Origin of the sequence: Bradyrhizobium sp. 160 (genome assembly GCF_023073735.1) — a bacterium.
In the GTDB taxonomy this organism is placed as follows: Bacteria; Pseudomonadota; Alphaproteobacteria; order Rhizobiales; family Xanthobacteraceae; genus Bradyrhizobium.
Map to the genome: position 1 here is coordinate 24,819 of NZ_JADPKD010000008.1, position 24,320 is coordinate 49,138.

Below are 24,320 nucleotides of genomic sequence, written 5' to 3' on the forward strand. Positions count from 1 at the left end.
GAGGCGAGGGAAGATGGATCGAGAGGACTTATCATGACGTCCAGCGATTACGATCCTGCAAGCGAAGGCGCGGAGACGGATTTCGTCCGGCGCATGTCCTACGGCGACTACCTGGCGCTGGATGCGATTCTCGGCGCGCAGCTTCCGCTCTCGGAAGCCCATGACGAGATGCTGTTCATCATCCAGCATCAGACCACGGAGCTGTGGATGCGCCTTGCCATCCACGAGCTCAGCGCCGCCCGCCGCGCCATCGCCGGGGATGAGGTGCAGCCCGCGATGAAGATGCTGGCGCGGGTGTCGCGCATCTTCGAGCAGCTCAATGGCGCCTGGGACGTGCTGCGGACGATGACGCCGAGCGAGTATACGCGCTTCCGCTCGCAGCTCGGGCAGTCCTCGGGCTTCCAGTCACGTCAATACAGGCTGATCGAATTCCTGCTCGGCAACCGCAACCACGCCATGCTCAAGCCGCACGCGCACGATGCGGAAACGACGAAGCTGCTCGAAGCCGAGCTCGCGACCCCAAGCCTCTATGACGAGGTGCTGCGGCTTGCCGACCGTAGTGGGCTCAAGATGCCTGCGGCCGTGCTGGCCCGCGACGTCCGCGAAACCCACAGCTTCAATGAAGGCGTACTCCAGGCCTGGCGTATCGTCTACGAGGCGCCGGAGACGCACTGGATGCTTTATGAGCTTGCCGAGAAGCTGGTCGATTTCGAGGACTATTTCCGCCGCTGGCGCTTCAACCACGTGACAACGGTCGAGCGCGTGATCGGCTTCAAGCGCGGCACCGGTGGTACCGGCGGCGTCAGCTATCTCAAACGGATGCTGGAGATCGAGCTATTCCCCGAGCTCTGGCGCGTGCGTACGATTTTGTAGAGATGGCCATGACCAAGCTACGCGTCTACGACGACACCAAGGCTTTGTTCCATCTGCCCGACGGTGTGATCTATCTTGACGGCAATTCGCTCGGCGCGCTGCCGCTCGGCGTTGCCGAGCGCGTCAATCGCGTCATCACGGCCGAATGGGGCAATGAGCTGATCCGTGCCTGGAACACCGCAGGCTGGTATGCCCAACCGCGTCATGTCGGCGATCGCATTGCGCGACTGATCGGCGCCGAGGCTGGCTCCGTGATGGTCGGAGACACGCTCTCGCTCAAGGTCTACCAGGCACTCGCGGCTGCGCTCGATATGAACGCGTCGCGCAAGGTGATCCTGTCGGACACCGGCAATTTCCCGACCGACCTCTACATGGCCGAAGGCCTGATCGAAACGCTTGGGCGCGGCCATCGATTACGTCTGGTGGCGCCGGAGGAGATCGAGGCCGCGCTGTCGGAGGAGGTCGCCGTCCTCTACATCACCGAGGTCGACTACCGCACCGGCCGCCGCCACGACATGGCGAAGCTCACTGCGAAAGCGCGTGCGCTCGGCGTCGTCACCGTCTGGGATCTCGCCCATTCCGCCGGCGCGCTGCCGGTCGATCTCTCCGGCTGCGGCGCGGATTTTGCCGCGGGCTGCACTTACAAATATCTCAACGCCGGTCCCGGCGCGCCGGCCTTCCTCTACGTTGCGCCGCGCCACGCCGACAATGTCCGCGCCGCTCTGTCGGGATGGATGGGCCATGCCAAACCGTTTGGGTTCGAGCTTGCCTATGCGGCGGCCGGCGGCGTCGAGCGCATGCGTGTCGGAACGCCGCCGGTGCTGGCGATGGCGGCGTTGGAGGCCTCACTCGACATCTGGGATCGGATTGACATCCGTGAGGTCCGTGCGCGTTCGCTGGCGCTCGGTGATCTCCTGATCGCCGAAGTTGAGCGTCGCTGCCCATCTCTGAAATTGGTGACCCCGCGCGCGCACGAGCGCCGCGGCTCGCAAATCTCCTTTGTCTTCGACGGCGGCTACGCCGCCATGCAGGCGCTGATTGCCCGAGGCGTCATCGGTGATTTCCGCGCACCAGATATCATGAGGTTCGGGATCACGCCGCTTTATGTCGGAGAGGACGAGATCGTCCGAGCCGCCGAGATCATCGAGGAGGTGATCGTAGGCGAAGTGTGGCGCCGGCCGGAATATCAGGTCGTCAATGCGGTGACGTGAGGAAAGGCGCCTCCACAGGCGTCATCGCGAGGAGCCCTTGCGACGAAGCATTCCAGAATCCTTCCACAGAGGCAGCCTGAATTGCTTCGCGGAGCCTGTCATCGGGCCGCGCTGCGCGCGGACCCGTTGGCTCGCAATGACGGCGGAGGGATCACGTCCCCCACAATGCCATCACGATCGCATCGAGCCCATCCGTCAGCGCTGCCGGTCCCGGCTGCAAGATGATCGGCGACTTGATTTCCACGATGCGGCTGTTGCGCAGCGCCGGAATCTCACCCCAGCCGTCGCGCGCGCGGATACGGGCAGGGACGACCTTCTTGCCGCACCACGAGGCGAGGATCACATCGGGCGCTGCCTCGCGCACCATCTCCGCCGATACGATGCGGTCCTTCGCCGCCTGCCGCGATCGCAGCTCCGGGAACACATCCGCGCCGCCGGCGATTTCGATCAGCTCGGAGACCCAACCGATGCCCGAGATCAGCGGATCGTCCCACTCCTCGAAATAGACTCTCGGCCGCGCCGAGGGCCGGGGCGTTGCCGCGATCGCGGCGAGGCGTCGCTCAAAACCTTGCGCGAGGTTCTCCGCGCGCTCGGCCGCACCGACAAGCGCACCAAGCGTGCGGACCATCGCCAAGATTCCGGCGACGTCACGCTGGTTGAAGACGTGGACGTCGACACCGGCGCGGACGAGATCTGCGACGATGCCGGCCTGCAGATCGGAGAAGGCCAGCACCAGCTCTGGCTCCAGCGCCAGGATCTTTGGGATGTCGGCCGAGACGAACGCCGACACCCGTGGCTTCTCCCGTCGCACCTGGGGCGGGCGCCCGGCATGTCCGGAGACGCCGACGATGCGGTCCTGCTCGCCGAGCAGGTAGAGTGTTTCGACCGTCTCCTCGGTCAGGCAGACGATGCGGTGCGGGGGGAAGTGGCGCATGCGAGCAGCCTATGCACAATGTCGGCGCCGATGTCAGCCCGCCCATTACCTTGGACGTCATTGCTTTGCCGCACGAAGCAATTCACGTTGAGACAACAAGGAATTGGAAGGAGATCCGATGACGCCGCTCGAGAAACTTAAAGTCATGAAGATGCCGTTCGCCGAGCTCAAAGGCGTCGAGTTCGTCGAGGCCGACAAGGACCGCGTGGTGGCGCGGATGACGGTCAGGCCCGACCTCTGCACGCTTCATCACACCATTCATGGCGGCGCGGTGATGGCGCTGGCGGATTCCGTCGGTGCGGCTGCGACCGTGATCAACCTGCCGGACGACGCCAAAGGCACCACGACGCTGGAAAGCAAGACCAACTTCATCGGTGGGGCCAGGGAGGGAACCACGGTGATCGCGACCGCCACCCCGGTCCACCGAGGCCGGCGGACCCAGGTCTGGACCACCCGGCTGGAAACCGAGGACGGCAAGCTTGTGGCCATCGTGACCCAGACGCAGCTCATCCTCCTATGAATGGGGGGCCTTGATTTTGTTAACGAAATAGTCGCATCCGGTGCCACTTACTTGGGCAGTCTCGCATCTTGAAAAGCTTGTTGCGATGCACAATATAGGCGGCCTAGGGATTCGAACGCCTCCTCGAGGGACACCAAGAGGAGTTTTGACGTGGTACTTGAAGAGACCGTCCGCACCGCTCCGGGCTATGTGCGGACCTTGATCCAGCAGGAAGAATTGCCGCTCCTGCGCGACCATCTGCTGAGACTGGATCCCGCAAGCCGGCACGACCGTTTCAACGGTTTTCTCGACGACAGCTTCATCGAGCGTTATGCCGCCCGCTGCGCCGACGACGGCACCGTGATCGTCGCCTACATTGTCGATGGCATGGTCCGCGGTGCGGCCGAGCTGCATCCGCCGGAGGATGATTCGCTGCCTGAGGTCGCCTTCAGCGTGGAGGCTTCCGCGCGCCGTCAGGGCGTCGGCACCGTACTGTTCCGCCGTCTGATCGCGGAAGCGCGCTGGAAGGGCTATAAGCGCCTGCGCATCACCACCGGCGCCGAGAACCACGCCATGCGGGCGCTCGCCAGGAAGTTCGGTGCGCATCTGGCTTTCCGCCACGGCGAATCGACTGGGACGATCGACCTCACGAAGACAACCGAGGCCGAGCTTGCCGATCTCGCGGCTTCGCCCTTCACAGCCGGCCGGGCCTTGCTCAGCTTCAACTCGACCTGCTGGAAGATCATCTCCAGCATGTACGGCAGTCGCGCCGCATAAGACAGAAAGCGGACCGGCAAGGCCGGTCCGCTTTTCACAGTCTGGGTAGGAAACGAGCGCTCAGGTGCCGGTGCGCTTGTCGTTGCCGAAACGGCGGACGACGCGGCGCTCGACCACCACGGAACGTTGCGCGCCCTGTTCACCGGCGATCACGCGGGTTGCGGTGATGCGGCTGTTGGTGCGGGCCTGCTTCTTGACCTCGGCCTGCACGACATCGAGCGGCATGCCCATCAGCGCTGCTGCGATCTCGGCCTGCTGCTCCTGGTCGTCGGTGATGCCGACGGCGGCGAAGATCGCCTCGTCCAGGGTGGGCGGATCGTGACGCACGCGCCGCGTGCCATATTTGGTGTTCCAGTCTGCGCTCATAACGGCCTCGTTTGATGCCGGGATACCTAGTGCCGCGAATGTTGCATTGCAATATGGAATCGGTGTGGCATCTCAGCTATGCACGTCAGGGCGGTGACGCGATACCTGCACCGAGTTCAATCCCTTGCTGTGGCCAGCGTTTCAGCGCCGCGTGCCCAGCTTCGGTGAGCCCGTAGATTCCCCGTTCAGCACGTGCGAACCAGCCATACACATTGTTAAGCAAGATCTTGCCGGCATCGGGACAGCGTTCGCGCAACTCGCTCACTCGCCGGGGGCCTTCGGCGAGGGCGGAGGCGCAGGCCAGCGCCTGCTGCCGGTAGGCCGTCATGATCGGGGCACGAGTGCTGCCGCCGAGCACGGGATCGCCCTGCCGGCGCTGATGTTCGGCGACAAGGCGCGAGCGCACTTTCGGCTCGCGGCGCGGCGCCGCCGTCGGCGGCTTCACCAGCACCTCGACCTGGCCGCGATCGGTGACCCCGAGCATGCCGAAGCCGAGCCGGCGGCACAGGTTGCGGTAGCGCGCATCGCTCTCGCGCCCTTTGCCGCGGGCCGACATTTTGCCGGCGATCCAGATCTCGTCGCCGGCCGGCGCGCGGTCGACCGCCTGAAGGATCAGCTCGAGATTGAAGGCGAGCTTGAGCTCGCCGATCACCACGACAGGTGGATCGCCGGCGCTGAGGCCCACGAGATCGCAGCCGCCGATCTCCCCCTTCACGGTGAAGCCGAGCTCTTCGAGGAAGCGTTTGACGGGCAGATAGAGCGCGGTTTCCAAAGACAAGTTCCGTGTGTGACGTCCGATCGGAGAATCAGTTGCAGGCAGTTTAGAGCCTTCTCGGCTCCGATTGAATCATTGCCATCTGGCAGAGCCTCGGAACGCGATCCGCCTACACCCGCCCAGCCACCGGAATCAGCGCGCCGGTGACGCCGCTCGCGGCGTCGCTGGCGAGAAACAGGATGACTTCGGCGAGCTCCTGCGGCGTCACCCATTTGGAGAAGTCGGCTTTCGGCATGTCGGCGCGGTTGGCATTGGTGTCGATGATCGACGGCAACACCGCATTCACGGTGACCCTGCCTTTCAACTCATTGGCGAGTGCCTCGGTGAGGCGATGCACGCCTGCTTTCGAGGCCGCATAGGGGCCATGCCGGAGCCTGCCTGGAGCGCACCCATCGCCCCGATGTTGACGATGCGGCCGGCCTTGGAGGCGGCGAGATGCGGCAGCGCCGCGCGCGAGGTGTTGAGCGTGGTCAGGACATTCAGCGCATGCATGCGTTGCCAGGTCGCAACATCGCCGTCGCCGACGGTCTCGAAGGCGAAGCCGCCGGCGATGTTGATCAGCGCATCGAGCTTGCCGAAGTGCTTTGCCGCCGCCTCGATCGCCGTCTTCGCCTGTGTCGCATCGGTCAGGTCGACGCCGCCGATCTCGATGCTTTCAGGCGTTGCGGAGCCTTGTGAAGCCGCGTGATCGATCCGGGCCGTGCGCGCGCCGCGCGACTGCGCAATCTCCGCAACGACCTTGCCGAGCGCGCCGCGCGCGCCAGTCACGATCAGAACCCTGCCTTGCATCATGGTTCTCCCGGCACGCCGCCTACGATTGCAGATAACGCGCCTTCAGTGCAGTCCGTTCGGCCGCGCCGAGTTTGAGCCCGTCGCGCAAATAGGTTTCGATATCGCCATATTCCTGGCCGACGGCTTCGAACGCTGCAGCAAGGTAAGAGGCTTCGACGCTGCCGATGGCATTGCGTACGTCCTCAGGCAGATCGATCGCAGCTGTCGCATCGCGCTTGTAGTGCTGGTTGGTGAGCAGGTAGTCCTCGGCAATGACGTCATCGGGTACGCCGAGGGCATGCAGGATCAGCGCGCTGGCAAACCCGGTGCGGTCCTTGCCCGCCGTGCAATGAATCACGAGCGGCGCGCGATCTTCCAGGAGATGGCCGAACAGGTTGCGAAAGCTGTGCGTGTTGTGACGAACGTAGTTGCGATAGGATTCGCGCATGATCTCCAGCGCGACCGGTGCCGTCAGCGTGCCCCGAGCGAGTTCGGCGCGCAGCGCAGCGACGACGGTCGGCTCGATCGGCAGTGAGTGCACGGTGATCTCGTTCACGACGCAGACGCCGGCCGCGCGCTCCTCCAGCCCACGGAAATCGAAGGCGCTTCGCACCCCCAGCGCTCGGACGATCTCGATGTCGGCTGCAGTGAGGTCGCCGAGATGGTTGGAGCGGAAGATCTGCCGCCAGCGCGTGATGCGGCCGTCGGTGGTCGGATAGCCGCCGAGATCGCGAAAATTGCTGGCGCCTTGCAGGGCGAGGTGGCGGGCAGGGGAGTCGGACATGAGATCAGCTTGGGTTGTGGTTCCACCGGACGCGCTGCGGCGGCCTTGAGGATACTACAGAGGCCGATCATGGGCCGACACAAGGCCATTGTTTTGGCCATCGCCATGCTGTCGGCCAGGACCGGGGCCATGACGATCAGACATCTGAAGCGGCCGGTCACGGCCTGCGCGGTGATCTGAACGGCCTTGTATCTGCAGGAATCAAAAAGGGCCGAAACACCGTGGCTTCGACCCATTTTTGAACTGCCGCCGGCGTTTGCGAGAGCGCGACGGTATCGTCAGCGATCCCATTTCGGCTTGGCTTCGTCCACCGCGTCCTGGTGATACCAACTGTCGCTGCATATCGAGACGTTGGTGGGAAGCGAAGCATGATCCGCGGGAAGACGGGTCTCGCCATAGCGGCGTCCCCCAAGAGCTGCGCGGCCCCCGGCAGGGAATTGGTAGATCTTCGCAGTTCCGTGACTCAGACCATTGTTCATCATTGCGATTTCTCCTTGGTCAAAGCGCCTTGGCCTCCATGGTGCGCCCGACTCGTTCGATTGTGGTTACTGAAATCTCCATATCGGCGGCGCCCCCCGAATTGGAAAGTGCTGAAAAGGAAATCAGTTGCCGCCCAATTTCTAGGCAGATGGTCTGCTGCATCTCCTAAGGCACGGCGTCGCTGACCAACGGCTGGGCTATTCCAAAGGTTGCTAGGCAGTGGGGTAGGACTTTACGAAAGTTGCTGGGCCTTGATGCGCGTTTCATCGGCAGCGTTCAGCATTGTGGCGCCTGCTTCAGAATCGGGCGCTTTTGCCGGGATTTTTGCGGTGCAGCTTCACGCTAAGGTGCGCGGCTATGACGCAGATTGTTGGGGCCGGTCTGTCAGCTCCAAGCCGGCGCCGACCGCGCTGGAAAATACGCCGCAGTGCGGCCTTTTGGCACGTAAAATGCTTGTAAGGGGCCGGCCGATGGTGGCCGGGTACAAACGTGCGGGGACCCCCAGGGCCCCCAACCTTTCGCATCATCTACAGAGAGGCTCAATGACCAAGTACAAGCTCGAGTACATCTGGCTCGACGGATATACGCCGACTCCGAATTTGCGCGGCAAAACTCAGATCAAGGAATTCGCGTCGTTCCCGACGCTCGAGCAGCTTCCGCTCTGGGGCTTCGATGGCTCCTCGACCCAGCAGGCCGAAGGTCATAGCTCCGATTGCGTGCTGAAGCCGGTCGCCGTCTTCCCGGACGCCGCGCGCACCAACGGCGTGCTCGTGATGTGCGAAGTCATGATGCCCGATGGCAAGACCCCCCATCCATCCAACAAGCGCGCCACCATCCTCGACGATCCCGGCGCCTGGTTCGGCTTCGAGCAGGAGTACTTTTTCTACAAGGACGGTCGTCCGCTCGGCTTCCCGTCCTCGGGCTATCCGGCCCCGCAGGGTCCGTATTACACCGGCGTCGGCTACTCGAACGTTGGCGACGTCGCCCGCAAGATCGTCGAAGAGCATCTCGACCTCTGCCTCGCTGCCGGAATCAACCATGAAGGCATCAACGCGGAAGTCGCCAAGGGCCAGTGGGAATTCCAGATCTTCGGCAAGGGCTCCAAGACCGCTGCCGACCAGATGTGGATGGCCCGCTACCTGATGCTGCGTCTCACCGAGAAGTACGGCATCGACATCGAGTTCCACTGCAAGCCGCTCGGCGACACCGACTGGAACGGCTCGGGCATGCACGCCAACTTCTCGACCGCCTATATGCGCGAAGTCGGCGGCAAGGAGTATTTCGAGGCGCTAATGGCGGCGTTCGAGAAGAACCTGATGGACCACATCGCCGTTTACGGCCCGGACAACGACAAGCGTCTGACCGGCAAGCACGAGACCGCGCCCTGGAACAAGTTCAGCTACGGCGTGGCCGACCGCGGCGCCTCGATCCGCGTTCCGCACTCCTTCGTCAACAACGGCTACAAGGGCTATCTGGAAGACCGTCGTCCGAATTCGCAAGGCGACCCCTACCAGATCGCTTCACAGATCCTGAAGACGATCTCATCCGTGCCGACCAACAAGAAGGCCGCGGCCTAAGATCCTTCCGCCCCGGGCTAGGGGGCTGGCCCGGGTTGGTCTCAAATCCGCCGGAGCTGCAGGGCTCCGGCGGATTTCTGCATTTTTGATGACAGCTCTCCTGTGGCCTGCCGGCCGCTTCCTGCGTCAAGCTTGTCGATCGCGTTGGAATGCGGGAGAGTGCGCCCGGATGCGCAGAGCCGGGGACACGGCTGGTGTTTGAAGGCTTCTACAAGGTGAGATTTCAGCTCGGCGACGCGGTCGGCCGGAGCGTGATGCACGCGGGCAATGGCAAGATGCTCGGCGGCAATTCGGCCTTCGCCCATATCCGCACCTACGACAAGACCGATGGCGGCGTCGACGTCGTCATCAAGACCGTCCGCCACAACCCCGATCCGAACTATCGCGCCATGGCCGGCACCGACGATGCGACCCTGATCGCGAAGGGCTGGGCCGACGGCAATCTCTATCGCTTCAAGGGCGAGCTGAAAGAGCTCCCGGGCGTACCCTTCCAGTCGGTCATGACGCCGATCACCGCAGACGAGGTGCCGGTCGCCGGCGGCGTCGGCGAAGCCGGCATCATCGATGGTCTTTATTCGATGCATCTGCGCATGCTCGACGGTCTCGATGGCGGCCTCACCGGCGTGATGCTACTCAACAAGGGTCGCATCCTCGGCGGCGATGCGGCGTTCTATTATCTCGGCAGCTACACCGCCGCGAACGGCCGCTGGAAGGGCCAGATCCTCAATCAGGAACACACGCAGGCCAAGGACGATCCGATCTTCGGCGGCCACGAAGTCGGCATTGGTTTCTCCGGCCGCTACCATGCGGAAGAGGCGGTGCTGGAGGCAACGGCGCTCGCCGGCAAGCGCAGCCTGCGCCTGACCGCCGCGCTCAAGCTGATGCACCGCGCCTGAGCGCCACGGGATAAGCACATGGACAATTTCGTTCGCCTGCTCTCGACGCTCGGCCTGATGGGCGCGATGCGCAGCCTGTCGTCTGCGTATGAGACTGCGACGGGCGTCCGCATCGACGCCGACTTCGCGCCGACCCAGGCGCTGCTGAAGCGGCTCCGCGACGGCGAGGCCGCCGATCTCGTCATCCTCACCCGCGAGGGGCTCGACGCAGCGATCGCTGAGGGCCGCGTGGTCGCCGATAGCGCGGCTGACCTCGCGCGTTCCTATGTCGGCATCGCCGTCCGCGCAGGACAGAGGCATCCCGATATCGCGACCGAAGCCGCGCTGCGCAAGACGCTGCTTGCGGCGCAGTGCGTCGCCTACTCGCGGCTTGGCGCCAGCGGAATCTACTTTGCGCAGTTGATCCAGCGGCTGGGCATCGCGCCGGAGATCAACGCCAAAGCCATTATCGTGCAGCAGGGCTTTACAGCGGAGCGGCTCGTCAGTGGCGAGGCCGATCTCGCCGTGCAGCAGATCAGCGAACTGAAGCAGGTTGGCGGCATCGAGGTGGTCGGCCCGATCCCTCATGATTTGCAGACGCCGGCGGTGTTCTCCGCCGGCCGCATGACGAATGCGACACATGCCGAAGCTGCCGATAGGCTGCTGCGCTATCTGGCATCGCCCGAGGCCGTTCCTGTCCTCCGCCAATCGGGGCTGGAGCCTTGAATGTGCCGGCGCGGGGACGCAACGTAGTGGCCATGCGCGCTTATCTCCTCGCAACTCTCCTGACGCTCGCCGTGCCGCTGGCGGCACAGGCGCAGTCGGCCGATCTCGTGCTGTGCGACCGGGTGGCGGCCGATCCCAGTGATCCCGACAAGCCGGCCGACGTGAAGGGCGTGACGGAGATCGCTTCCTCCGACGTCGGGACGGCCATCAAGTTCTGCAAGCAGGCCGCATCCTCCTCGCGCCGCGCCATGTTCGCGCTCGGCCGCGCCTATGCGGCCAACGGGCAGACGAGCGAGGCGATCACTGCCTTGCGCAAGGCCGCCGACAAGGGATCGAGCGCAGCGATGGTCGAACTCGGCGTCGCCTACGGGACAGGCTCTGGCGTCGCGAAGGACGAAGCACAAGCGCGCAAACTGTTCGAGAGGGCGGCGCAGGCCGGCAATCCTCGCGGCGTCAGCAATCTCGCCGCGCTCGGCGGCGCAAGTGGCGGCGCGCCCGCCGATCCTGCGCGGGCGCGTGCGCTGCTGGGCAAGGCCGCCGAAAGCAATGCGGAGGCGCAGTACCAACTCGGTCTGATGCTGGCGAGCGGCAATGGCGGGGAGAGGGACGATGTCGCTGCGCGCGCAATGTTCGAGAAGGCGGCCGCGCAAAATCATCCCGGCGCGCTGGAGCGAATGGGCGCCTTCGCCCAGGAAGGCCGCGGCGGGCCGAAGGACAACGACGCCGCAAAGGCCTATTACGAACGCGCCGCAGCCCTCGGCGACGATGACGCCAAGAAGGCGCTGGAGCGGCTGCGCTGTCCCTATGCGATCAAGGACAAGCAGGGCAAGCTCGTCACCACACTGTGCTTCTAATTTGCCTCTCCCTTCGGAAGATTCGAGCGCTCCGGCGGACCGCGATGTGATTAGGGGGCTCGGCTCATTCAAGTGGTCGGCGAGATCGTTGCGGGCGTCGTGACAGGCGGTCTCGAGACAGCCGGGTGCCCGGGAACTGGACCATGCGCCGGTCGTTGCCATGGGCAGACTGGGAGATGCAACCATGATCCGCAAACTGGCATCCGGTGAATATCGCCTCTATTCGCGCAAGGTGAACCCGAAGACCGGCAAGCGGCGTAATCTCGGCACCTTCAAGAGCCGCGCGGCGGCCGAGAAGCACGAGCGCGAGGTGCAATACTTCAAGCGGCATTGATGGCCGGCGAATGCCGTCCAGGAGCCGGCAAGACAAAACATGCGAAAACAACCCCATGCACAGTAGCGATGGGGTTGAAAAGCTTGTGGAATTTCGGCTACTCCGAAGGCGACTTGCTCCGTCGGGCAAAACAGGTGCATAATGGCATCATGACGGCGGTCGGTCGCGGACGGGCCTGCGCGGAAAAGCCGATGACTTCAATGCGGCGACGATGCTAGCTAGCCCGTAAATCTTTTTCGGTTTTTGGGTTCAAGACGTTGCTCAACGGGCTCTACAAGGTTGAATACGGCATCAACGGTGCCTTCGGCCGCAGCATCATGTGCATGCATGACGGCAAGCTGCTGGGCGGCAATTCCGCCTTTGCGCATCTTGGGACCTATGACGTCAGGGATGGCGCGATCGAAGCCAATGTCATCACCGAGCGCCACAACGACGATCCCAATGACAAGCCGCTGATGGGCGCTGATATCGCCGCGATCAAGGTCCGCGGCAGGACGGAGGGATCGACGATCCTGTTCGAGGGCAAGGCCGATCCGATGCCGGGCAGCGTGTTCTGGGCCAACCTCGCGCCGCTCGATGATGGGGCGCTGCCGCCGCGCGGCACCGTCGGTCCCGGCGGTATCGTCAACGGGCTGTACTCCATTCACCTTCGCGCGCTCGACGGCGTCGAGGCCGGCCTCTCCGGCGTGATGCTGCTGATGGACGGGCGTATCCTCGGAGGCGATGCGTTCTTCTACTATCTCGGCTCCTACTCCTCGGCGGATGGCCGCTGGAAGGGCGAGATGCTGAACCAGGAGCATACGCCGGCGAAAGACGACAATCCCGTGTTTGGCGGCCTGGAGGTGGGGATCGGCTTCTCGGGGACCTGCACGGAAGACAGCGGCGAGCTCGAAGGCATCGCGCTCGCCGGCAAGCGCAGCCTGCGCCTTGCCGCCTCGCTGAAGCTGATGCGGCGCGCGTAGGGGGTCTACTCACAAATATCGGATGTCCGTTTGCTCGGGTGAAGCGAGCTTTACGTGTCGTTCCCAGCGATGTCAGCAAGTGACCCAAGGCGGAAAAATCAGTCTGTTTGTGACCAACCGCCGCGCTTATTTTGGTGCCGCAACGTCGACGTTGTGAAATGCCTCCATCAACCAGCGACCGTCCCGTTTAACAAAGACTTCCATCAAGAGTGTCTTACTTACACCATCGCCTGTCACTGGCGCACCGCTTGGTGTGGTCATCAGACCATGTATTTCATTATCAATGTCTACAATTGCCACGTCGTCCGTGATGAAGCGTAGCCGCCGAATTGTTTGCTTCTTCGTGGTGCCTTTGAAAATGCCAGTCAAAATTTGCTGTTGCCGTTGGCAAAAACGCGCTTTGCCGGACATGTCCGCTCCCGACGTATTGAACGCTGAGATATCAGGAGCGGCCGATTGGCAAAACTCTGCGGCGTTACCAGCATTCCATGAGGCTGATTGATCTGAGACGATTGCGCGAATGGCCGCTTCTCGCTGCCCGTCCTGAGCATTTACAGAAGCCGAGACCAAAATTGTTGAAAGCATCAAAAAAGCAAGTTGTCGTGTCATTGGGCAACCTCCGAGCATTTGGTGGCTTGAAAAGCGTTCAATCGTAACCTGCAATTTGGCGCAGCCAAGTCGGCAACCTGTTCGGCATCCGTGTTGGGCCTTAGCCGAGCCATGCTGATCCTGTTGTAATGTCGGCTATGGGCGGTAAACCGGACGCCGCGCCATGCTTGCCTCGACCGGCGCTTTTGACCCAAAGCAGGCTTGCGCTGCACCGGCCCGAGCGGCGTCACTCTTCTCTGAGGAAGCCAGAACTGGCTAATCGCCATCCACTATCGTCGATGTCATCATCCATTGGGGGCGGTCATCTGCGACGATCAAACTTTGGCCGAGACGTGCAGGTCTGTTGTGGAGACTACCATCCGTCAATGCATTCACGCTGGTCTAATCCGTCTAGTCAATAAAGTCCTGTCGGTCCTGGGCGGCCGGGCATGCATTCTGTCATGGATCGCCGTTTCTGAAGGCGACAATCCCAATAGGACTCGAGCATCATTGCGACCACCAGCAAAGCGATTGTCATCAGAAGTAGCGCAGCGATGCGACTGCTGCTCATTGAGATCCCTTTTTAGAGGCAAGCTTATCGCGAGACGGGGTGGCAATCTATGATTGTCAACCTGTTTGTACTCGCATACTCTCTTGCCTATGGTTGCCATCAGGTTGACACTCATATGAGCTCCGCTTGTGGCCCCGAGCCGAAACACCGGGTGAGCCGTCGCCGTGTCGGCTGTGCGAGGTAGACCGGACAGAGGCCGCCGAGCTAAGCTTGACCTGTGCGCGCGAGGGCGGCAGAGCGCGCAGGCAGACCGTTTTCACACATTTCCTTTCCAGATCAGCCATCGGTAGACGCCGAACACGTTGATAAGTGTCACCACCACGTTTTGCACCATCAGCGCATATTCCGCTGTTAGATAGCCGACGACGATCCAGATCACCGATGCACCGCTCAGCACGACGAAGGCCCAGCCGGTAATGAGTGGCCGCGCCCGGGCAGCTAGGATCAGCCCGGCGCCGATCGTGCCGACTGTCGCCACCCAACGCAGGATTTCATCCATGATGCTTGTGCTCCCCGAAAAGCCGACGTCGGAGCGTCGCTCCGCGATTTGCCTGTACGGGCGCAGTCACAGGCAGGCCGCCGGAGTGGAACTTTCCGTCTCGTGCGCCGACCACCATGCGACCACCGCCCGAGCGACTTGGCCCCACAGTGGCGGCGGAAGGTCAGGGCACCACGTGGTGATCCCGTGGGATATCAACTCCGCTGCGCCGAAATCGGAAGCTCCTTTTTTTCATCCCCGAACAGCGTTTCCATCAACCGGCATGCTGGCACATTGCCCCGGGCTGCCGAAATGAAATCGGAGCCAAGGACTTATCTGCGGCAACGCTGATCGAATGTGCGCGACTTCCGCTGTTGGCCCTCAGTTGAACAACGAAAGGGCCGCCCCATGTCGGCTGTCTGCGGGAAACCGGACGTTGTACGATGGTTGCGTTGACGGGTGCTTCTGACCCATTGCGGACTTTGGGAGATCGGTACTAGAGAGCCTATGGTTGCGGATTCCGGGGAGCGGAGCTTGAAGAACATTCAGATCATAGATCGCGCGGTGAACGCGACGTTCAGCTTGTTTCAAGCGACTGATGATGAGTTCGCTGCCATCTTTTCCGGCGCGGGCCAAGACATAGAGTTGGTCGAGGACTTTACCGAACGCGTAGGGGAAGAGCAGGCTTTGCGAATATTGTCGCCCGTATGGGAGCGCCCTATTTTGAAGCGCGAAGCGCAAGGTATCCACGGAACGCTGTACTACGAGTACGCGGACCGGAAGCGATATCTTCCGGCATCCAAGAGAGAGGTCGACTGGCCCGATTCCTACGTAAATCTCGCGCAGCGCAAGCTCTTTGCCAGCAAACGTTAAGCGTCTGCATTTGGCCCGAGGCTGACGTTCGGCAACGAGAGCTGAATGTCGGGTACCGGAGGGACGACAGACCATTGCCGGGCGGTGATCCCACGGCAGAGGTTGGCCAAAGCGGCGCGTCAAGAAGTCTACACACGGCTTGTTCATAGTTCGCCAGCTATAGCAATCCGACGCGCCTGACGTTTTTCTCGATCGCTTTAGGGTTGTGGCAATTAATTCACGCTATAGGCTCAGCCTATGGTCTTCAAAGATGCCCACGGTTGGCGTTGAGGACATGTCTGATGTACTTCCTCACTGCCTGTCTGGTCGTGGTAGTCGTGAGTGCCGCGGTATCGCTTCGTCGGTCCAGAAATCTATCACAGCCTCAGTGGGCTAGCCCGGCCCAGCGGCTCGCAGCACGGCGGCGGGCGTTTTGGCCGACAATCTGCGCGGGGTTTTGTCTGCTGGGGCTGCTCGGATTTCATCATTTTCAACACGAGCCAGAACTTGCTCCCACCGCGACGACCTATCTCATGATGCTTGTTGCCTCTTTCTTCGGCGGTTCGTTTCTTGGCGTCATTGGCGGGATGGATTGAGGTAGCGGGGATCAATGCAAGGCTAAAACGCGCCGGACTATGACAACGACAAGCTGTCATGTCTTTGACATCGTCCTGTTGGTGTCCGGGCCCTTAGCTCAGAGCGCCGCGAGGTCTGCTTCCTGAAGGTGACCCGAACAGGGTCATGCAAGCTGGCCAAGGCCGTCTTTGACCGTTTGCGGACATATCGAAATCAAAACAGACCAAAACGGCCGAGACGAGAAGCACTGCGGCTCAGCTAGGGAAGTCCTTTCGTCATCGTAAGGGATTGAACCCACATCCCGCGAGGGCAGCCCACGAAGCTGCGCCAAGATGTGACAATCGGAAATAATGTCGTGGCTTGGTCGGGTCGGTGTCCAACACGAACCCCGTCGGTAACGCGCGGACAGTCGTCGCATAGAACCCACCATCGGGCGACCTCTGGGATTCGATGATAGCGATCAACGATTCTGCCCTCTCAGTCCTGCCGAGCAATTTCATCAAGAGAGCCATTTGGCCCGTCCCTTCGGTCCACACACCGTCCCGGTCTTCACCGTAAGAGAAGCCTCCGCCAACACTCATTCGCTGTTCGGCGGTAGTTATTGCCGATGCAAATTTCCCGGCCGCTCCGTGAAGCGCTGTTAAAGGCCAGATCTGGGCATCCAGAGCCAAAATCGGATTATGCGTGACACCGTCTTCAGCAGTCCTGCGGCGAAACAGGCGCACCCCGGATCCCACATCGTATTTACGAAGTACTCAGCAACCATCGCCTTATCGCGCCAGCGCGAATCGCCTGTACGGATGGCAAGAAGGCCAAACGCGGCAGCGAGGTCAGTATTATGTTCAGTCGATTTCCATGTCCGCACTTCCGGCGTCGGCTCGTGCCCAAACGTACCGCCCGTGAAACCGCCAGTACCGCGCGTATCGGCCCATTGCGCGACCCAGGCGCCAAGCCGTGCGGCACCATCGCGGAATCGAGAGCCGGTGTTCACATCAATCGACAGCAACGCCAACATGGCCCATGCCATGTTACCAACATCGCTGCCCACCTGATATCGATCCTCTAGCCATTTGTTCTGAGTATTGTCCCACCAACCTGGAAGTTTTACGGGCCCATTCGCCACCAAACCCGCGGCGTAAGCGTTCCTGAGCCGTCCATCATGCCAGGTGCGGTCGTTATCGATGGCCCAGAGAATCGCCGAGCCAATCCGATACGCTTTGTCTTGCTCACCGCAACCGACCAATGCGATGGCGGCTACCGCATTGTCATAGAGGTAGGCGGCGCCATGCAGAGGCCCCGTTTCGACGGTCGGATAGCTGGGCAGGAACAACGGCCCTGATGGCGGTGCCTTATCAATTAGACCAGTGAGGTATCCGCACGCTGAGGTTCTTGGTGCTGTTGAAGCCTGCAGTGGAGCGGAGGCCATCATGATTGCGAAAGTCGCGACGACCCAAGTGTGAAGGCAGAGCCCGCGACAACGGTAGAAGCAATAAGTGATGGGTGCTGGTAGCATTTCGCTGCCCCTCGTGCCTTTCAACCAAGATAGACTTTAGGACATCGGGAAGAAAGCCGGTCAGGATCGAGTCAATGTGCCTTCGGCTTCAATGGCAGCTTACGGCCCCAAGCCGAACTACACTGAGGCTATTGCGATATCGGCTGTTGACGGTCAACGGGATGCGGGCTGCGGTGCCTGGACAGCGGCGCGTGCTCCCAAATCGGACATCCTCCTAGACTACGGCTCACAAGTCCGCGGCAAAGTGCTAGGAGCGACGTGGTTCGTCTGGCCGCTCGGAGGCAGTTTGACCGAGCAACGGATTCAAAGGCGACTAGCGGCGATTTAGCCGCTGACGTGGTCGTCTACTCCGCGCTGATGCAGTGCGTTGAGGAATCTGGAGCGGTGAGGCCGCAGTTCCAGCAAGGCACATGAGCGGCTGAGGTTCAGCCGCGCACGTGCGCCATGATTATGCCGGCGTGCTAGGCAGCCTGCCGCATGCGTTCGATAGTCTGGGTTATATGGTTTCCGGCGTCGTCAGCCACCTTCAGAGACATGTCCGCCATCCGGCGGCTGGTATCCAAGGCGCTACTGATCGTGTCGCGCATCAGATCAGTCTGCACGGCCGCCAAGTCGTGAGGAGTTCGGCAGCGCCAGAGGTCATTCATGCGGTCCATAGTCCTTTCGATCTGCTGTCGGACGAAATCAAAGTACTCGCGTGAGACGCCATTCATTCCTTTGGCGACTGCGGTCGTCGAGTACATGATTGCTTCGGCGTTGCGGACCGAGCGTTCCGTTGCCCGCTGCGCTTCATTGCCCGTCAAACCGAACGTGCGACCAAGCTGATCAGTCGAACGGCCCATCATCGCGGTGGCCATGTCGACGCCGAAGCGCCAAGTGTTTTGCAGCATCTCGGCATTTTGTCGCAGCAGGTGGCTGCTGGCTTGGGCCACCTCCTCGCCGGCCTCAGCGGTAGCTAAGCCGATCCGTCTGGTCTGCTCCGCGGTCCTCTCGGCGGCGCGGCGGATTGTGTCCTCGGGGCTTTGGGTAGACTTTTCCTCCTGGCGTGGATTGGCCATTTGTTGCTCCATCGTTGTTGTTGGTGAGGTCGGATCCTATGCTCTCCGTCACAGGTGCGATCCTACGCGAGCAAACGTGGGCATTTCTGGACCGTTCCGGGGCGAGCAAGTTTTAATCAATCCTCCGCCGTTGCGCGCAGGAACGAGCGCTTCAACTTCCAATTATTTGATGGATTGGTTGATCTGCTCGGCACTGCGGGTCTCGTGTTCTGACCCATCGATCATCAAGGCTCTATAATGACCACCGCCGAAACCGTATGGCTCATCGTCGCCTTGTTATTAGCACTTCTCATCATCGGCAACGTCGGCTTCTCCAAACTGGCCGCGTGGAGGAATCCACCAATCGGCAAGTTCCTCGAGTGCGACGGCGTGGTACTCCACTATATCGATCGGGGCGATCCCGCGGCTCCTTGTGTTGTGCTGCTCCATGGCAACGGATCCATGATTCAGGACTTCACGATCAGTGGCCTGGTCGATCTTCTTGCTCGCAGCAATCGCGTGGTGTGCTTCGACCGTCCGGGCTTTGGTTATAGTCAGCGGCCGCGGCTCCGAATATGGACCGCAGCAGCTCAAGCAGCTCTATTGGTGAAGGCGCTCAATCAACTCGGGATCCGTGATCCTGTGGTGCTGGGCCATTCTTGGGGCGCCTTTGTCGCTATCGCTCTCGGCGTGCGGAAGGATTATCCGATCCGGGGTCTTGTGCTTGCGTCCGGGTATTACTTCCCGACCGTCCGGTTGGACGTGTGGCTGATGTCCGGTCCAGCCATACCGGTCCTGGGCGACTTGGTCAGTTACACTGTCGCGCCGATCATTTCGTGGGCCGTCTTGCCGGGAGCTCTCCGTAAGATCTTCGCGCCCCGTTCTGTCCCGCAGACGTTCAAGAATGAATTTCCAGCGTCTCTCGTTCTCAGACCCACACAGTTGAGGGCGGCTGCGGAGGAAAGTGCACTCCTCATTCCAACTGCGACACAATTCCAATCCTATTATTCGACCATGGCCCATCAAGTGCAAATATTCCATGGAACAGAGGACCAGGTGATCGAACACAAACAAGCGCAAGATTTACATCAGGCGCTGCTTCGGTCCGATCTTCACCTCATTCCGAATGCCGGGCATATGGTCACGTACGCAGATCCCGCCGCCATTGTGCAAGCCGTCAATTCAATGGCAAATTCCTAAGCTGGTGGCTTGTGGGACCTCGCCGGAAGGAGAGCACTCTGCTTGCGCGAAGCGAACTTTCCGGCATCTTTGCGATGAGCCAGCAGTGACGTCCTGAGAGCACCGGTGGCCATGGCAGACCCGGACTCACCGATAAGGCGCCACTGCTGCTTCAACTCGCCTGCGACGGCGTCACTGCACCCTGCGGCGCACTGGCGCAGCGGCCGGCCGCAATTCCATTCGCGATATGCCTGCCGCGATGTTCACACCTGTTTGCGCCTGAACGGATACCGGTTGCAAGGCGATCGTGCGATCCGACCCGCCCACAAGGAGGTTGGCACCAACTCCGGCGCCAACAGTGCCGCCGGCGGTCGCGCCCGCATAGGTTCCGGCCAACGCGGCGTGGCGAACCGCGGTCGGTGCATAAACGGCCCAAACGAGCTGACCGCCGGACGTGGCCCCTATATCGAGACCAAGCGTGCTGACGGTGCCTTCATAAGCCTCGCGCGCCCTGCCTCTCGCCGATGCATAGATGCAGCTCAACTGCCGTTGTCCGGCAACAATCATGCCGACTCCGGGCGATATGTTGCACGTGAGTGTGCCGACTCTCGGTCGTCCGGCCTCCTGCGCCGTTGCCGGAACCGTGGCGAGCACGAGGGCCAGGGCCGCGCACGCTGTCGCCAAATTGGTCAGCCTTGTTTCGTTCAGCATTGTCCCAATCATGAGGGCCTCCGTCGAGCGTATTCTGATGGTCCTTCAATACGCGCCGGCCCTGCGATGTTCCTGGTGTCGGGAAAGCGAATCTCAATATCACAGGACAAAATCACAGGACAAATCTCTGATCTGTCGAACCAGCGCCGGACGCGACGTGTGGCTCCGTTCTGACGCTCATGCGACCAGCACCGAGGACGATTATTTCGGGTGCCGAGGTGTCTCCAAGGTGGACACAAAATCGCCAAGTGATTTGCAGCGGCGGCGAATGAGATGGACGCGCCTTAGCCGACGCGCCAGGATTCGAGCCCCGCCGGGCTTCCCCTGGCGGCCGGCATGGCCTATGACGCTGCAACGCAAAAATTCCCCCAAAGACAAGCATGATCCGCCTCGACAACGTCAGCAAGCAAGCCGGCCACCAGATCCTGTTCATCGAAGCCTCCGCCGCTCTCAACAAAGGCGAGAAGATCGGCCTCGTCGGTCCGAACGGCGCCGGTAAGACCACCTTGTTCCGCATGATTGCCGGCGAGGAACTGCCCGATGAGGGCCAGGTCTCGACCGATCGCGGCATTACCATCGGCTATTTCAGCCAGGATGTCGGCGAGATGAGCGGCCGCAGCGCCGTGGCCGAAGTCATGAATGGCGCAGGTCCCGTCAGCGAGGTCGCGGCCGAGCTGCGCGAGCTCGAGGCTGCGATGGCCGATCCTGACAAGGCCGACGCGATGGACGAGATCATCGCCCGCTATGGCGAGGTGCAGCACCGCTTCGAGGAGCTCGACGGCTATGCGCTCGACGGTCGCGCCCGCGAGGCGCTCTCCGGCCTCGGCTTCAGCCAGGAGATGATGGATGGTGACGTCGGCAAGCTCTCCGGTGGCTGGAAGATGCGCGTGGCGCTGGCGCGCATCCTTTTGATGCGTCCCGACGTGATGCTGCTCGACGAGCCGAGCAACCATCTCGATCTGGAAAGCCTGATCTGGCTGGAAACATTCCTGCACGATTACGAAGGCACGCTGCTGATGACCTCGCATGACCGCGAGTTCATCAACCGCGTGATCTCCAAGGTGATCGAGATCGATTCCGGCTTGCTCACCACCTACGCCGGCGATTACGAATTCTACGAGCAACAGCGGGCGCAGAACGAGAAGCAGCAGCAGGCGCAGTTCGAACGCCAGCAGGCCATGCTCGCCAAGGAGATCAAGTTCATCGAGCGCTTCAAGGCGCGCGCCTCGCATGCCGCCCAGGTGCAGAGCCGGGTCAAGAAGCTCGACAAGATCGAACGCGTCGAGCCGCCGCGCCGCCGCCAGAGCGTTGCGTTCGACTTCCCGCCGGCGCCGCGCTCGGGCGAGGACGTCGTTGCGCTCAAGAACGTGCACAAGGGCTATGGCAACAAGCGCATCTATGATGGTCTCGATTTCATGATCCGCCGCCGCGAGCGGTGGTGCGTGATGGGCGTCAACGGCGCCGGCAAGTCGACGCTGCTCAAGCTGGTTGCCGGCGCGAGCGAGCCGGACAAAGGCACGGTGGCGCTCGGGGGCAGCGTCAAGATGGGCTATTTCGCCCAGCATGCGATGGATTTGCTCGACGGCGAGCGCACCGTGTTCCAGTCGCTGGAGGACGCGTTTCCAACCGCGGGGCAGGGCTCCTTGCGCGCGCTCGCCGGCTGCTTCGGCTTCTCCGGCGATGACGTCGAGAAGCGCTGCCGGGTGTTGTCCGGCGGCGAGAAGGCGCGCCTGGTGATGGCCAAGATGCTGTTCGATCCGCCGAACTTTTTGGTGCTGGACGAGCCGACCAACCATCTCGACCTCGCCACTAAGGAGATGCTGATCACGGCGCTGTCGGATTTCGAAGGCACCATGCTGTTCGTTTCGCACGACCGGCATTTTTTGGCGACGCTATCCAACCGCGTGCTGGAGCTGACGCCGGAGGGCATCCACCAATATGGCGGTGGCTACACGGAATACGTCGCACGCACCGGGCAGGAGGCCCCGGGATTGCGGAGCTAATCTTTGCTCTTGCCCGCGAGCTTGGCGATTGTCTCGATCTCGTTGGTCCAGATGCCGCCGGAATAGCCTTGCGGCAGCCGCGCGAACTTTCCGGCGTATCGATGCCGGTGGAGAACTCGCCGCTGCTGTAGGGACCGAGCACGAATACCGCGCTGTTGACCTCGTTCATCCGTGCAAGGAAGCGATCGGGCCAGCCCCATAGCCAAGGTGCAGCGTTGATCGGCACCAGCACCATGGCGTTGCGGCAAGCCGCAGGCACCAGGCCGGTCCAGCCATAACCGATATAGCGGATCAGACAGGTTCGGATGGCGGCGCGTGAAATCGTGCGGACGTCGGGGCTGAGGCGCCGGATCGCGTCGATCGGCTCGTCGCCGCCATAGACCATGATCGTTCGGCGGCGCTCGGCCGGCAGCGCGTTCAGTACGGTGGCAAGTTTCTCGCCTTCACTTGCGTCGCGGCTCTTCACGTTGATGAGGAACTGCCGGTCGGGGAAGGCGGCAAACACATCGTAGAGCGTTGGCATCATTCCGACGCCTTGCCGCGAAACGGGAATGTCTTGCCGCCGTCGGCGGTGTAGCCGTAGCCGACATCGAGCGTTTTCAGCCTCGCCATGCTCTGCTCGCGCGTGACGCCGTGGCCATCGGTGCGGCAGTCGAGCGTCCAATCATGGAATACGGCGAATTCGCCGTCGGTGGTCGGGTGCACGTCGAGTTCGACGACATCGGCACCGGCCTCGAAGCTCGCGCGCATCGAGCGCAGCGTGTTTTCCAGATAGTCGTGCGTCGTCCGCAACATTCGCGCGGCGGTGCAGGTGTCGCTCTTCAGGTCGCGCTCGTCGAAGCGTTGCGCCATGCCACGATGGGCAAGCAATACCGGCTTGCCGTCGCGATGGGGCGCCAGAAGACTGGTGTTGTTGATGTAGAGGCTAGCAGCGACGGCAATCATGGCCGCCGTCGCGAATTTCAGTTTCCTGCCCACGAGGTATTCCTATTCCGTGATCATGATCCGCGGGGTTTGGGGTTGATTTGCGGCGATCCAGGCATGGGAGACCTATGCGCAGCCGGGTTGAAGGCATCGAGTCCGTGCGTTACGCTTTCTCAAAAAGGGGAGCGAAACAACCATGAAGCAACTCCGGATCGGCGACATCACCATCGATGCGGTGATCGAGCGGGAAGGGCCGTGGCGGCGGCCGCAGGACTTTTTCCCGGCTTATGACGAGGGCGTGTTCAAGCGCCATCTGCCGACCATGGAGCCCGAAGTGTTCGACGCCGAGCGCGGCATGATGGTGATCACCTACCAGACGTTCGTGGTGCGCACGCCGCGCTACACCATTCTGGTCGACACCTGCACCGGCGAGGACAAGGGCCATCCGCCGCCGTTCGATTTTCCGGGCAAGGAGCGCTGGCGCAACGAACTGTTCGCGCTCGGCATCGGCTTCGAGCAGATCGACTACGTCTTCTGCACGCATCTGCACATCGACCACACCGGCTGGAATACGACCTTGCGCGACGGGCGCTGGGTGCCGACCTTTCCGAACGCGAAATACGTCTTTCACAAGGGCGAGTATGCGGCCTGGGAGGCCGAGCATGCCAAGGGCAGCAACCCGCCCGGCACCGTGTTTCGCGACAATTGCCTGCCGATCGTCGAGGCCGGGCAGGCGCTGCTGGTGGATGATGACTACGCGCTCGATGACACTGTGACGCTGACGCCGACGCCTGGGCATTCGCCCTGCCATTGCTGCGTGAACATTGTCTCCAAGGGCCAGCGCGCGGTGGTCGCGGGCGACCTCATGCATCACCAGATCCAGTGCCGCGAGCCGGAATGGTCGGCGAAGCCGGACTGGGATCCGAAGCAGTCGGCAGTGTCGCGGCGAAAATTCTTCGCGTCGGTTGCGGACACCGACACGCTGATTCTGCCGGTGCATTTTCCGGCGCCGACGGCGGGATGGATCAAGCCGCTGGACGGCGCGTTTGATTATCGCTTCAAGCGGGGGTGAAGCTCTGATTCAGAGGGG

General features: G+C 62.0%; 26 protein-coding genes and 2 pseudogenes. 15 read left to right on the forward strand and 13 right to left on the reverse strand.

What is annotated here, in order from left to right; all coding sequences use genetic code 11:
* Positions 1-33: 33 nt before the first annotated feature.
* Together kynA and kynU are read left to right on the forward strand one after the other, a co-directional pair.
* Positions 34-873, forward strand: a complete 840-nt coding sequence (gene kynA, locus IVA98_RS02800) for a tryptophan 2,3-dioxygenase (RefSeq protein WP_247354263.1) — start codon at positions 34-36, stop codon at positions 871-873.
* Between the two features lie 8 nt (positions 874-881).
* Positions 882-2,084, forward strand: coding sequence for a kynureninase (gene kynU, locus IVA98_RS02805; protein ID WP_247334661.1), 1,203 nt, complete (start codon positions 882-884; stop codon positions 2,082-2,084).
* A 151-nt stretch (positions 2,085-2,235) separates the two neighbouring features.
* Here the strand turns inward: kynU and IVA98_RS02810 are convergent, their stop codons facing one another.
* Complete coding sequence (locus IVA98_RS02810) at positions 2,236-3,018, reverse strand: cobalamin-binding protein (protein WP_247303529.1); 783 nt, start codon at positions 3,016-3,018, stop codon at positions 2,236-2,238.
* Positions 3,019-3,136: 118 nt separating this feature from the next.
* Between IVA98_RS02810 and IVA98_RS02815 the strand changes: the two genes are divergently transcribed.
* Both IVA98_RS02815 and IVA98_RS02820 read left to right on the forward strand, forming a co-directional pair.
* Complete coding sequence (locus tag IVA98_RS02815) at positions 3,137-3,538, forward strand: PaaI family thioesterase (RefSeq protein ID WP_247303527.1); 402 nt, start codon at positions 3,137-3,139, stop codon at positions 3,536-3,538.
* Between the two features lie 150 nt (positions 3,539-3,688).
* Positions 3,689-4,294 carry a GNAT family N-acetyltransferase gene (locus IVA98_RS02820; RefSeq protein ID WP_247303525.1) on the forward strand — a complete coding sequence of 202 codons (606 nt, stop codon included), beginning with the start codon at positions 3,689-3,691 and terminating at the stop codon, positions 4,292-4,294.
* A gap of 60 nt (positions 4,295-4,354) precedes the next feature.
* Here the strand turns inward: IVA98_RS02820 and IVA98_RS02825 are convergent, their stop codons facing one another.
* The 6 genes and pseudogenes from IVA98_RS02825 to IVA98_RS02850 form a co-directional block, all read right to left on the reverse strand.
* Positions 4,355-4,660 carry a hypothetical protein gene (locus IVA98_RS02825; protein ID WP_015686575.1) on the reverse strand — a complete coding sequence of 102 codons (306 nt, stop codon included), beginning with the start codon at positions 4,658-4,660 and terminating at the stop codon, positions 4,355-4,357.
* Positions 4,661-4,745: 85 nt separating this feature from the next.
* Complete coding sequence (locus tag IVA98_RS02830; RefSeq protein WP_247303524.1) at positions 4,746-5,432, reverse strand: DUF2161 domain-containing phosphodiesterase; 687 nt, start codon at positions 5,430-5,432, stop codon at positions 4,746-4,748.
* A gap of 112 nt (positions 5,433-5,544) precedes the next feature.
* Positions 5,545-6,224: pseudogene (locus tag IVA98_RS02835) on the reverse strand (SDR family oxidoreductase).
* Positions 6,225-6,246: 22 nt separating this feature from the next.
* The gene (locus IVA98_RS02840) at positions 6,247-6,990 is read right to left on the reverse strand and encodes a tyrosine-protein phosphatase (protein ID WP_247303521.1); all 744 of its coding nucleotides are present in this window, start codon (positions 6,988-6,990) and stop codon (positions 6,247-6,249) included.
* A 278-nt stretch (positions 6,991-7,268) separates the two neighbouring features.
* Positions 7,269-7,472, reverse strand: a complete 204-nt coding sequence (locus IVA98_RS02845) for a DUF2735 domain-containing protein (protein ID WP_247303565.1) — start codon at positions 7,470-7,472, stop codon at positions 7,269-7,271.
* 16 nt (positions 7,473-7,488) lie between these two features.
* On the reverse strand, positions 7,489-7,632 hold the full coding sequence (locus tag IVA98_RS02850) for a hypothetical protein (protein ID WP_247303519.1): 144 nt from the start codon (positions 7,630-7,632) through the stop codon (positions 7,489-7,491).
* A 380-nt stretch (positions 7,633-8,012) separates the two neighbouring features.
* Here IVA98_RS02850 and IVA98_RS02855 point away from each other — a divergent pair, with 380 nt between their 5' ends.
* The 6 genes from IVA98_RS02855 (at position 8,013) to IVA98_RS02880 (ending at position 12,798) form a co-directional block, all read left to right on the forward strand.
* On the forward strand, positions 8,013-9,047 hold the full coding sequence (locus IVA98_RS02855) for a glutamine synthetase beta-grasp domain-containing protein (protein ID WP_247334663.1): 1,035 nt from the start codon (positions 8,013-8,015) through the stop codon (positions 9,045-9,047).
* A 194-nt stretch (positions 9,048-9,241) separates the two neighbouring features.
* Complete coding sequence (locus IVA98_RS02860) at positions 9,242-9,943, forward strand: GrlR family regulatory protein (RefSeq protein ID WP_247354264.1); 702 nt, start codon at positions 9,242-9,244, stop codon at positions 9,941-9,943.
* An 18-nt stretch (positions 9,944-9,961) separates the two neighbouring features.
* Positions 9,962-10,648, forward strand: a complete 687-nt coding sequence (locus IVA98_RS02865; RefSeq protein ID WP_247303512.1) for a substrate-binding domain-containing protein — start codon at positions 9,962-9,964, stop codon at positions 10,646-10,648.
* 32 nt (positions 10,649-10,680) lie between these two features.
* A complete protein-coding gene (locus tag IVA98_RS02870) occupies positions 10,681-11,502 on the forward strand; it encodes a tetratricopeptide repeat protein (RefSeq protein WP_247303510.1) in 822 nt (273 codons plus the stop codon).
* A gap of 184 nt (positions 11,503-11,686) precedes the next feature.
* Positions 11,687-11,836 (forward strand): hypothetical protein, encoded by a 150-nt coding sequence (locus IVA98_RS02875; protein ID WP_007609497.1) that lies wholly within the window; start codon positions 11,687-11,689, stop codon positions 11,834-11,836.
* Between the two features lie 257 nt (positions 11,837-12,093).
* Complete coding sequence (locus IVA98_RS02880) at positions 12,094-12,798, forward strand: GrlR family regulatory protein (protein ID WP_247334665.1); 705 nt, start codon at positions 12,094-12,096, stop codon at positions 12,796-12,798.
* Between the two features lie 126 nt (positions 12,799-12,924).
* Here the strand turns inward: IVA98_RS02880 and IVA98_RS02885 are convergent, their stop codons facing one another.
* Both IVA98_RS02885 and IVA98_RS02890 read right to left on the reverse strand, forming a co-directional pair.
* On the reverse strand, positions 12,925-13,407 hold the full coding sequence (locus tag IVA98_RS02885; RefSeq protein WP_247303505.1) for an SgcJ/EcaC family oxidoreductase: 483 nt from the start codon (positions 13,405-13,407) through the stop codon (positions 12,925-12,927).
* An 806-nt stretch (positions 13,408-14,213) separates the two neighbouring features.
* Positions 14,214-14,456 (reverse strand): hypothetical protein, encoded by a 243-nt coding sequence (locus tag IVA98_RS02890; protein WP_051056887.1) that lies wholly within the window; start codon positions 14,454-14,456, stop codon positions 14,214-14,216.
* Positions 14,457-14,969: 513 nt separating this feature from the next.
* On the opposite strand from IVA98_RS02890, the gene IVA98_RS02895 reads away from it, so the two are divergent.
* Complete coding sequence (locus tag IVA98_RS02895; protein WP_247334667.1) at positions 14,970-15,308, forward strand: DUF8220 family protein; 339 nt, start codon at positions 14,970-14,972, stop codon at positions 15,306-15,308.
* 281 nt (positions 15,309-15,589) lie between these two features.
* Positions 15,590-15,883, forward strand: coding sequence for a hypothetical protein (locus IVA98_RS02900; RefSeq protein WP_247297287.1), 294 nt, complete (start codon positions 15,590-15,592; stop codon positions 15,881-15,883).
* Positions 15,884-16,503: 620 nt separating this feature from the next.
* On the opposite strand, the gene IVA98_RS02905 is transcribed toward IVA98_RS02900, so the two are convergent.
* Both IVA98_RS02905 and IVA98_RS02910 read right to left on the reverse strand, forming a co-directional pair.
* The gene (locus IVA98_RS02905) at positions 16,504-17,193 is read right to left on the reverse strand and encodes a hypothetical protein (protein WP_247334673.1); all 690 of its coding nucleotides are present in this window, start codon (positions 17,191-17,193) and stop codon (positions 16,504-16,506) included.
* Between the two features lie 644 nt (positions 17,194-17,837).
* Positions 17,838-18,434, reverse strand: a complete 597-nt coding sequence (locus IVA98_RS02910; RefSeq protein WP_247297280.1) for a phasin family protein — start codon at positions 18,432-18,434, stop codon at positions 17,838-17,840.
* 237 nt (positions 18,435-18,671) lie between these two features.
* Here IVA98_RS02910 and IVA98_RS02915 point away from each other — a divergent pair, with 237 nt between their 5' ends.
* On the forward strand, positions 18,672-19,613 hold the full coding sequence (locus IVA98_RS02915) for an alpha/beta fold hydrolase (protein ID WP_247334676.1): 942 nt from the start codon (positions 18,672-18,674) through the stop codon (positions 19,611-19,613).
* A 171-nt stretch (positions 19,614-19,784) separates the two neighbouring features.
* Here IVA98_RS02915 and IVA98_RS02920 read toward each other — a convergent pair whose 3' ends face one another.
* Positions 19,785-20,303 carry a DUF992 domain-containing protein gene (locus IVA98_RS02920; protein ID WP_247297278.1) on the reverse strand — a complete coding sequence of 173 codons (519 nt, stop codon included), beginning with the start codon at positions 20,301-20,303 and terminating at the stop codon, positions 19,785-19,787.
* 380 nt (positions 20,304-20,683) lie between these two features.
* Between IVA98_RS02920 and IVA98_RS02925 the strand changes: the two genes are divergently transcribed.
* Positions 20,684-22,306, forward strand: a complete 1,623-nt coding sequence (locus IVA98_RS02925; protein WP_247297277.1) for an ABC-F family ATP-binding cassette domain-containing protein — start codon at positions 20,684-20,686, stop codon at positions 22,304-22,306.
* On the opposite strand, the pseudogene IVA98_RS02930 reads toward IVA98_RS02925, so the two are convergent.
* Positions 22,303-23,284 (reverse strand): annotated as a pseudogene (locus IVA98_RS02930) (glycerophosphodiester phosphodiesterase family protein). The gene IVA98_RS02925 and the pseudogene IVA98_RS02930 overlap by 4 nt on opposite strands.
* 142 nt (positions 23,285-23,426) lie before the next feature.
* Here IVA98_RS02930 and IVA98_RS02935 point away from each other — a divergent pair.
* On the forward strand, positions 23,427-24,302 hold the full coding sequence (locus IVA98_RS02935; RefSeq protein ID WP_247297276.1) for an MBL fold metallo-hydrolase: 876 nt from the start codon (positions 23,427-23,429) through the stop codon (positions 24,300-24,302).
* The last annotated feature ends 18 nt before the right edge of the window (positions 24,303-24,320 follow it).